This window comes from Bacillus sp. Brlt_9 (assembly GCF_051948935.1).
In the GTDB taxonomy this organism is placed as follows: Bacteria; Bacillota; Bacilli; order Bacillales; family Bacillaceae_G; genus Bacillus_A.
In genome coordinates this window covers 734,771-743,381 of the sequence record NZ_JAYJLO010000003.1, presented here as the reverse complement: position 1 = coordinate 743,381, position 8,611 = coordinate 734,771, and the positions used below count along the sequence as shown (strand labels likewise).

8 protein-coding genes are annotated in these 8,611 nt (G+C 31.8%); 6 read left to right on the top strand and 2 right to left on the bottom strand.

Annotation, left to right across the window (positions count from 1 at the left end):
- Positions 1–167: 167 nt before the first annotated feature.
- A complete protein-coding gene (locus VF726_RS16485) occupies positions 168–398 on the bottom strand; it encodes a hypothetical protein (RefSeq protein ID WP_088362811.1) in 231 nt (76 codons plus the stop codon).
- A 236-nt stretch (positions 399–634) separates the two neighbouring features.
- On the opposite strand from VF726_RS16485, the gene VF726_RS16480 reads away from it, so the two are divergent.
- The 6 genes from VF726_RS16480 to VF726_RS16455 all read left to right on the top strand — a co-directional run bounded on the left by VF726_RS16480 (position 635) and on the right by VF726_RS16455 (position 4,579).
- Positions 635–1,378 (top strand): hypothetical protein, encoded by a 744-nt coding sequence (locus VF726_RS16480; RefSeq protein ID WP_440170166.1) that lies wholly within the window; start codon positions 635–637, stop codon positions 1,376–1,378.
- Positions 1,379–1,530: 152 nt separating this feature from the next.
- Entirely contained in the window at positions 1,531–1,917 is a 387-nt protein-coding gene (locus VF726_RS16475; protein WP_440170164.1) for a hypothetical protein, read from the top strand.
- 260 nt (positions 1,918–2,177) lie between these two features.
- Positions 2,178–2,930 carry a hypothetical protein gene (locus tag VF726_RS16470; protein WP_440170161.1) on the top strand — a complete coding sequence of 251 codons (753 nt, stop codon included), beginning with the start codon at positions 2,178–2,180 and terminating at the stop codon, positions 2,928–2,930.
- A gap of 192 nt (positions 2,931–3,122) precedes the next feature.
- Positions 3,123–3,674, top strand: a complete 552-nt coding sequence (locus VF726_RS16465; RefSeq protein ID WP_440170159.1) for a hypothetical protein — start codon at positions 3,123–3,125, stop codon at positions 3,672–3,674.
- Positions 3,675–3,780: 106 nt separating this feature from the next.
- The gene (locus VF726_RS16460; protein ID WP_440170156.1) at positions 3,781–4,158 is read left to right on the top strand and encodes a hypothetical protein; all 378 of its coding nucleotides are present in this window, start codon (positions 3,781–3,783) and stop codon (positions 4,156–4,158) included.
- Positions 4,159–4,183: 25 nt separating this feature from the next.
- Positions 4,184–4,579, top strand: coding sequence for a hypothetical protein (locus tag VF726_RS16455; RefSeq protein WP_440170154.1), 396 nt, complete (start codon positions 4,184–4,186; stop codon positions 4,577–4,579).
- A 45-nt stretch (positions 4,580–4,624) separates the two neighbouring features.
- Here VF726_RS16455 and VF726_RS16450 read toward each other — a convergent pair whose 3' ends face one another.
- On the bottom strand, positions 4,625–8,500 hold the full coding sequence (locus tag VF726_RS16450; protein ID WP_440170151.1) for an exonuclease domain-containing protein: 3,876 nt from the start codon (positions 8,498–8,500) through the stop codon (positions 4,625–4,627).
- Positions 8,501–8,611: the final 111 nt, after the last annotated feature.

Sequence of the window (8,611 nt, the reverse complement as noted above, 5' to 3'; positions counted from 1 at the left end):
CATTAAGTTTTTAATCATAGTTACGCCCCCTTTCGGTTTTCTTAATTCATTTATAATTCATTTCTATATTATTTCAATCAAATAATTAATTTACATTCAACCTATCATTTAAAATTTGATAGGTTGAATGTTATTTTCGGACAGATTCTAAGATACGGAAGTATTCATTACCATCCTTTAATATCAGTACCACTAGCTGCACCAGGAGTAGCAGATTTATCACCACTAATGCCTTTTTGTACGTTACCAACCATATCATTAAACCAACCGACTAAATTCTTACGAAGAGTTGGGAATAAAAGTGCTGCTGCTACAGCTGCGATTGCAATTAGAATGAGATACTCTACTAAACCCCCATCTTCTTCTTTTACGAATTTGTTCATTAAGTTTTTAATCATAACTACACCTCCTTCTCGAACTATTTACTTTATAATCGATAATTAGGGTATTTCAATCAAAAATGTAAATTTTTCGAATATACCACTACACCGCTGTTTTTATCACCGTTAAGTTCATATTCAAAGTTTTATTTTTGTCTATAAACTATGTAGTTTTTCTGTTCTTTTTTAAAACTTACGTAATGATGTGCTATAGTCTTAAAAAATTGGAAAAGGAAATTTAGGAGGAATATATAATGAAAACTTTATCAGTCAAAAAAGACGAGCTTGAGGTAACGTGGACACATTTATTAAAAGAATTTAAAAATGTAAAAATTTATTTCATAGATTTTAAAGCAGAAAAAGTATCTCAATTATATTTCAGATTACATCTGTACATAGAAACTAAAAAGGGCGCGTATATAAATACTACATTAGCATTTTTTAAACCAAGTCTTGGTGATACATATATTGCAGGATTTGGACCTGAAATTAAAACGAAAGAATTAAAGACTCTCGCAAGTGAAATGTTAGATGTGGTATTGGATAATCTAGAGCATATTCACCCGTCACTAGTCTTCACAACGATGATTAGTGAAATTAAATATCCCGACACCTACATCGCAATTGAGGATCGCTATAAAAAAGTAGAACGTCGAAAAGGAGTTACTAAAGCGGAGGTTCTTGCAAAGAAAGAGGATATCATTTCATTCTATGAAAAAATTAAAAAAGAAGATTTACCAGAAAGACCGATAGATGAATTTAATGACGAACGCAGAAGTTTTATGATCAACGGTCCAGGATCGAAATATTTAATAGCCTTACTTACCGAATTAAATATTATCGATGATTGTTTTGCTAATGGCACTAGCCATACAATTTATTTCAAAAGTAAAGGATATAAGTCTTCATATCTAGCTATTATGGATGCTTGGAAAACTTTTCTTTCTTCTATTATTAAGAATTTAAGAATCTATATTCATACTTGGCATTGTTTATAAATCACAAAAAGACTTGGTAAATACAAGTCTTTTTTTATTTTCTCTTCTTATGAAGGAAACCATTATTTCGTTTTCTGTTTTTTTAAATAACCAATAAAAAATTATGATATAGTCTTAAAAATTCGGAAATGGAATATAAGGAGAGATTTATAATGTCAATATTCAACAAGGATAATAAGGAGCTTAAGGTTGCGTGGACACATTTACTAGAAAAATATAAAAACGTTGCAATACAATCGATACTCTCACAGACAGCCAAAGTATCACAATTATATTTTGCCTTTAATATAAGTATCACAACTAAAAGAGGAAAATCTGTAAATACAACCATCACATTACAAAAATCACTTTTTACAGGAGGAGTTTTTGTTAAATTCGGATCTAATATCAAAACCAAAGAATTAAAGATACTTTTGAGTGATATGTTAGATGAAGTTATTGAAAATATTGAGCACTTACACCCGTCATTGATTTTTACAACAATGTTCAAAAGAACTGAATATCCTGATTCATACTATTCAATCGAAAATAGATATTAATAATTAGACCATACCTATAAAGTTACTTAAGTGGGGATTCTCGCGAGAAGGAATGTCTCTATATTTAGTTCCGTTTATAAATTTACAAAGACTTGTATATAGCAAGTCTTTTTTTAAATGATTTTATAACCTTAACAACGGGATTTATCTATATATATGAAGTCGTATTCTTTTTACCTATTTTTACTTTTTTAATAAATATTAGTTTTCTATGCTATTATTCTAAAAAATCGGGTAAGGAATCCTCAGGAGGAATAATAATGACTACTGCAATTAACAATAAACAAGAAGTACTAACTACAACTTGGAATGAGATGTTTAAACAATATGAGAATATCTTTTCACTAGAAGTGATACAGCAAGATTTCAAATCTGGTTATGGATACCGTTTCTATTTACGAGTATACACAAAGAAAGGTAAACTCATTCATTTCTTCTTCTATATAAAGAAATATCAAAAAGATAGTTTTATTACAGTTGAAGCTTCTGACAATATTAAAACGAAGGAATTAATTGTACTTAGAAGTGAATTAATAGATATTGTAATGGAAAATCTAGATAGATTAGATAACACCCTATTAATGATACAAACCTTCAGTACAACAAAATATCCAGATGGCCCGTATTGGAGCAAAGAAAGACGTGCAAAGTCAGAAAATGCAAAACGACGAAAAGGAGTTACTAAAGCAGAGATTTTGGAAAAGAAAGAAGAAATTTTAGCGTTTTATGAAGAAGTGAAAAAGAAAGATTTAATCGAAACACCACTCGACCTATTTAATTACGAAGGCAGAGCTTTTTGTATGAGTGGCTCAGGTACAAAACAATTAGTTGAAGTATTAACTGATCTAGGTATAGTAAATAAATGTGATTTCTTTGGAAAAGCATACTCACCAGTCTTCAATACAGAAGGTTACAAATCTTCATACTTAGCAATTATGGATGCCTGGAGTACTTTCCTTGCGAAACTTTTTAAACCTCTTAGCATTTATGTTAAGTCTTGGTGTTCTTCTTGATAAATTTAAAAAGACTTGTTATATACAAGTCTTTTTTTAATTCTTCTGCACATACGAAAAACTAGCTTGTAACATCTCTAAAAATAATTCAAATTAATTCTTTAGGGTATTCCAATCCAGTAAAGTTATGCATATAATTCTATTGCACAAATTTATAACAATTATTTATCAAAGTTTAGGACGGATACCAATATGAATAATACTTCAGACGCATTAAAAAAATTCGAGGCTTTTTTTGTACCTTTCTCTAATATCCCCTTCTTATATAATGGAAAATCAAATGAACATATCAGAGGTTTGTCTTGCTTCGCTTATTTGATTGCCAAACATCAAAATAAACTTGAAATCTTAGAAAATAGCTTAGATTATTTATATACATACGATGAATTCGTTAAAGAACTTAGTATCAGCTCAAGTGAAGTTATTACCAAAAGAGTCGAACAAACAAATGCATTCTTTAATGAATATTTTTCTTTTTTAAAAGATATTAGCTATGAGAATTCTGCAAAATTGTTCGTCTTCACTTCATTCTTAGATGGTTTAGCAACATACTCATTTAACGCGTTGTCATTCCACAAACCTCTTGCTAGTGATTATATAAAAGCCTTCAATGATATAGATTTATTCATTGGCAATAAAAACATCTCAGCAAGCGATGTAAAAAAGTATAAACAAGAATTACTTAATACACTTTCTTTACACAGACCCGAGATATATTTTAATTTTTTGTTTGCAGCATCATAAGAAAAGAGCTTCCTTTCATTAGGTGGCTCTTTTTATTATTTCTTTTTTCCGATCCACTCTTCTTTTACAGTACACTTTTACTACAACAATGTTTAGGAGGCTAATAATGCTTGCTTCACTAGTAGGAAAAGAAAAGGAACTAAATAATTTTTTTAACGATGTTTCTTCGTTGAACCTAATTGCTATAAGATCACAAATAGATCTAACCAATTCCGGCAATAGAGTGAAATTTTGCTTTAAGTATATAACCCAAAGACAAAAGATTAAGTACTTTAATATACACATCTCTTTTGACGGAAGAGAAACAATTATTGATGAAACTCTAACTTCAGGACCATATACAAAAGAGTTATATAAAATGATTTCTACATCTATTTGTATTATCCAAAACGAACTATTACCTAACATAATGCCCGATATATATGTACGTATTATGCACAGTGTAATCTGCTATCCAGTCCATTTTGCCCAATGTCCTTCATAATGATTTGAATATAGGGGGAACCTTTATGCTAAACGAACTTATTTTTCACTTTGACAGTTTAAAAGAATACTTTAAGGACATTAATGGAATTACTTTTTCAGCCATTAAACAAGTGTCTAAAAATTACCCTAATCAAATTACCTTTCAATTTACATCAAAAATAGGAATTTGTTATTACGTTTCTGCAATTTCAATTATGCTTTATACTAATAGAATTTACGTTTCGAGTAATTTAGAAATATCTATCCCTAAACAAAAGCTTTCTAAAAAATTAGTAGCGTCGTTCTCCGAAACTATTGATATTATCTTAAATGAAATACTTCTAACCTTTGTTCCTTCAGTATATCTACGATACTCTTTCCTGCCTGTACGATATCCTTCATACTACAAAGCGGAAAGTTTGAGGCTAAACAAAGGTTAATTAGGTAACAAAAAAAGATAGCAAATTAATCGCTATCTTTTTTTGTTAGAATAGTGTTGGTTGTATCTCTTCTATTTCGCTTAAACATCCCATTGCTCTTAACGCCTCTATATTTGATGTATCTGCTTTTGTTCTTTTATTCAAATCTTTCAACCCTTTAAACACACCGTTCTTTCTCTCCTCGTATAGCTTTTGCGCAACAGTCTTACCTATTCCATCTATAGAAGAGAATGGTGGGATTAATTCTTTCGTTTCTGGATCAATTAAGTATCGGAAAGAATGCGATTTATAAATTTGAACCTTCCCAAATTTGATTCCTCTCAATTTCGCTTCCAAAACAACGTTCATAGCAGCCCTTGTACGTTTTAATTTCTTAGCTGGGTTTATTTCACCGTTCTTTTCTAATTCTTTGATCTCTTCATCCATTTTTTCCATACGTTTTTTTGTTCCCTCTACATCATAAAGAAACTCAAAGACATTTTCATCATTATATCTCGACGACATTATTGATGCATAAAATTCAATTGGATAATTCAATTTGTAATAACCCATTCGAGTAGCATCTAATACATATGCAGCTGCGTGTGCACGAGGAAACATATATTTAATAAGCTTACAAGACCAAATATACCAATCCGGTACATCGTTAGCTAACATATTTTCTTCCCATTCGGAAGTTAACCCCTTCCCTTTACGCACTGCCTCCATAATAATAAACGCTAAAGATGGATTCATTCCCTTACTTCTTAAGAAACGCATTATATCATCGCGGCAACCAATAACTTCTCGTATTGTACACGTACCATCTGCAATCAGCTTTTGTGCATTCCCATAATACACATCTGTACCGTGTGTTAATCCAGACAAGGTAAGTAAATCACCGAATGTCTTAGGATTTGTCTCTGAAATAACATCTTGTACAACCCTTGTCCACATTTCGGGTAATCCAAGAGTACCAGTTTTTACACCGATTTCCTTTGGATTAAAACCTAAGACCTCTTCAGGTGCATAGAATAACTTCAATACATCCGGATCAGCTGGAGGAACATCCCTTGGATCGATTCCAGTATAATCTTTTGCATATCTTAAAAGTGTAGGCGCATCGTGACCTAAAATGTCCAGTTTTAAAATATTATCGTGTATAGAATGAAAATCAAAGTGACTTGTTCTAAATTCCACCTCAGGATCGTTGGCCGGATATTGATAGGGTGCAATGTCAGTCATATCCATATAACTAGGGCAAACTAAAATACCACCCGGGTGAGAACCAGTAGTGTTTCCGGAACCATTTATTTTCGAAGATAACCTACTTATCTCAGCTTTTGAAATAAGAACTTCGTGGTTTTTATAATAGTTTCTAACAGAAGCAAAGGCTGTATTTTCGGCTACAGTACCAATCGTTCCCGCTCTAAATACATTCTCTTCACCGAATAGCACTTTTGTATATAGATGAGCTCTATTTTGATACACCGAAGAAAAATTCAAATCAATGTCCGGTACTTTGTCACCATCAAAACCTAAGAACGTTTCAAACTGTATATTCTGCCCATCTGAGAATAATTTTTTCTCTTTACATTTTGGACAAACTTTTTCATTATGTTGCTTCATTGAATCGATAATCTTTTCTCTATCTTCTACATCAAAAGAAGACATAAATACATTAACAAAGTAGTCTATTGCTTCTTTTGTATATAACTCACTATCAAGTAAACCTTTAAATGAATAAGGTAAGTCAAATCCTGATTGCAGTTCCTCATTCTCAAAGAAAATACTCCAACAACAATTCTTACAAACGTAATGAGGTGGTAAAGGATTAACCTCTGTAATCTCAGTCATTGTAGCAGCTAAAGAAGAACCGACAGAACCCCTTGAACCTACAAGATACCCATCTTCTAGCGATTTCTTAACCAAATCACGGGAGATCATATAGATTACTGCATATCCGTTAGAAATAATAGAATCCAACTCTCTCTTTAACCTTTTTTCAACTATGTCAGGCAAAGGGTTTCCATAAGTCTTTAATGCATTCTCCATCGCTAATTCCCTAAACTTATCATCAATCCCATCAATCTTAGGAGTGAATAACTCAGGATTTCCTTTTTCATCTAAAGGTATAGGAGATATCTCCTCTATTTGATCCGCGAAAATATTTGTATTTTCAATTACAACCTTTTCAGCTTCTTCTTTCGATAAGTATGGAAACGCATTAAGCATTTCTTTAGTAGTTCTTAAATGGGCCAAGCCGAAAGGAAAGTCCATTTTCCCTTTCCTTATCTTATGTTCCCGTTTAGGGGGTAATTGAGAATAAATTAATATGTTATGTAATAATGATTCCTCTTCATCTATGTAATGAGAATGTGATGAAGCTACTACAAATTTATTATACTTCCTTGCTGTTTTATAAATGGTTTCCCAAGCCTTTGAAATATTTTCTTTGTTATCAGTCTTTGGATCTTCTGCGTGCCACAAGTGACTTGAAATTTCTGCCGGCTGTATCTCTATGACATCATACTTTTGAATTTCTTGTTCAATTAAATGATCCGGTTTCTCTAAGGCTAAATTGAACAATCTTCCCAAATGCGAACCAGAACCAACTATTATACCCTCACGATACTTGTTTAATAGTTCCCAAGATACCATTGGGCGGTTAGAACCAGTGGGACTACCCATCTTTGACAAATTGTTTATATGTGATTCAGAGATAATGTTATATAGGTTTTTTAAGCCTTTTTTATTTTTTACCCATAAAGTCATTTCATCAGGGAATTCAATAAATACGTCTAGTTCCTTTTTATAATTCACCAACTGAGAAGTTGTATAGATCCCCTCTTCTTTTAATTGCTCAACCATTTGAATAAATATCTTAGCAGTTGCTTCTGCATCATCACAAGCTCTATGGGCATTCTTTAATGAAACACCATATTTCTTTGCTAATGCACTTAATCTGTGAGATTTTAATGAATGATTTAACTTCCTTGATACTTTTAGCGTATCAATAACTACTAATTTTGGAGGAGTTATTGATACGCGGTCATACGCTGCTTCTAGCATATACAAATCAAACCAAGCGTTATGAGCTGCTAACATTGCATCTCCTACGAAATCCTTAAATTCTTGTAAAACATTCGCGGGTTCTTCTCCCTTTGTATCTAACATTTCATTTGTAATACCAGTTAAAGATTCTATTTTTCCATTAATCTTTTTAGGAGACTTAACGAACTTCTGAAAAGTACTTACTACTTTTCCATTTGAGATTTTTACAGCACCCACTTCAATAATGTAATCATTACGTGCAGAGAATCCAGTTGTTTCAACGTCATACACTACGATATCCTTGGTTAACCCCCTATTATCATCGTTATACACAAGTACAGTCTCAGGAACCATTAACGCAGTCATTCCTAGTATTGCTTTTACACCTGTTTTCTTTGATGCTGAATATGCTTCAGGAAATCCCTGAGCAACTCCTAAATCTGTAATCGCAATCGCCTTATGTCCTAGAGCTTTAGCTGTTTCAAAATATTTTTTGACAGGTACTGCCCCTCTTTTTGCTGTCATAAAAGAAAATGTCTGTAATTCTACGCGGTGTTCTTCAGAACCATCATCATAAATTTTCTCAGATCTTTTTCCTGTTTTAATTATTCCATCTTTATTAGGCTTGAACGTAAGCTCCCATTGTTTGAACTTATTAGGAGCTACACTTCCTTTTAATTTTATAATATCTCCCACTGTATAATCCGGTTTCACATCATCAAAATATGACAGATACATAGATGAAGTCTTATCGTAAATTACACCGTCAATAATCAAAGAACCATTCTTCGTACTCCTATAATTTAATTCAATAACCTCAACTTCTATTTCAGCATTCTTTAGGCTTTTATTATTCGAAATAATGTCTGAGATTGTATAGTTACCCACTGAACCACCCCTTTATAATTTTAGGAAATTAATAATAACATAAATAAACGGTTTTTTATTTATTTTTATCAATAATAATTTATTAGATAAAAAATAAAAAAGGGTGTTGTT

Coding starts and splice junctions, on each gene's coding strand:
- VF726_RS16485 (WP_088362811.1), bottom strand. CDS start 398: ATGATTAAAAACTTAATGAACAAATTCGTAAAAGAAGAAGATGGGGGT.
- VF726_RS16480 (WP_440170166.1), top strand. CDS start 635: ATGAAAACTTTATCAGTCAAAAAAGACGAGCTTGAGGTAACGTGGACA.
- VF726_RS16475 (WP_440170164.1), top strand. CDS start 1,531: ATGTCAATATTCAACAAGGATAATAAGGAGCTTAAGGTTGCGTGGACA.
- VF726_RS16470 (WP_440170161.1), top strand. CDS start 2,178: ATGACTACTGCAATTAACAATAAACAAGAAGTACTAACTACAACTTGG.
- VF726_RS16465 (WP_440170159.1), top strand. CDS start 3,123: ATGAATAATACTTCAGACGCATTAAAAAAATTCGAGGCTTTTTTTGTA.
- VF726_RS16460 (WP_440170156.1), top strand. CDS start 3,781: ATGCTTGCTTCACTAGTAGGAAAAGAAAAGGAACTAAATAATTTTTTT.
- VF726_RS16455 (WP_440170154.1), top strand. CDS start 4,184: ATGCTAAACGAACTTATTTTTCACTTTGACAGTTTAAAAGAATACTTT.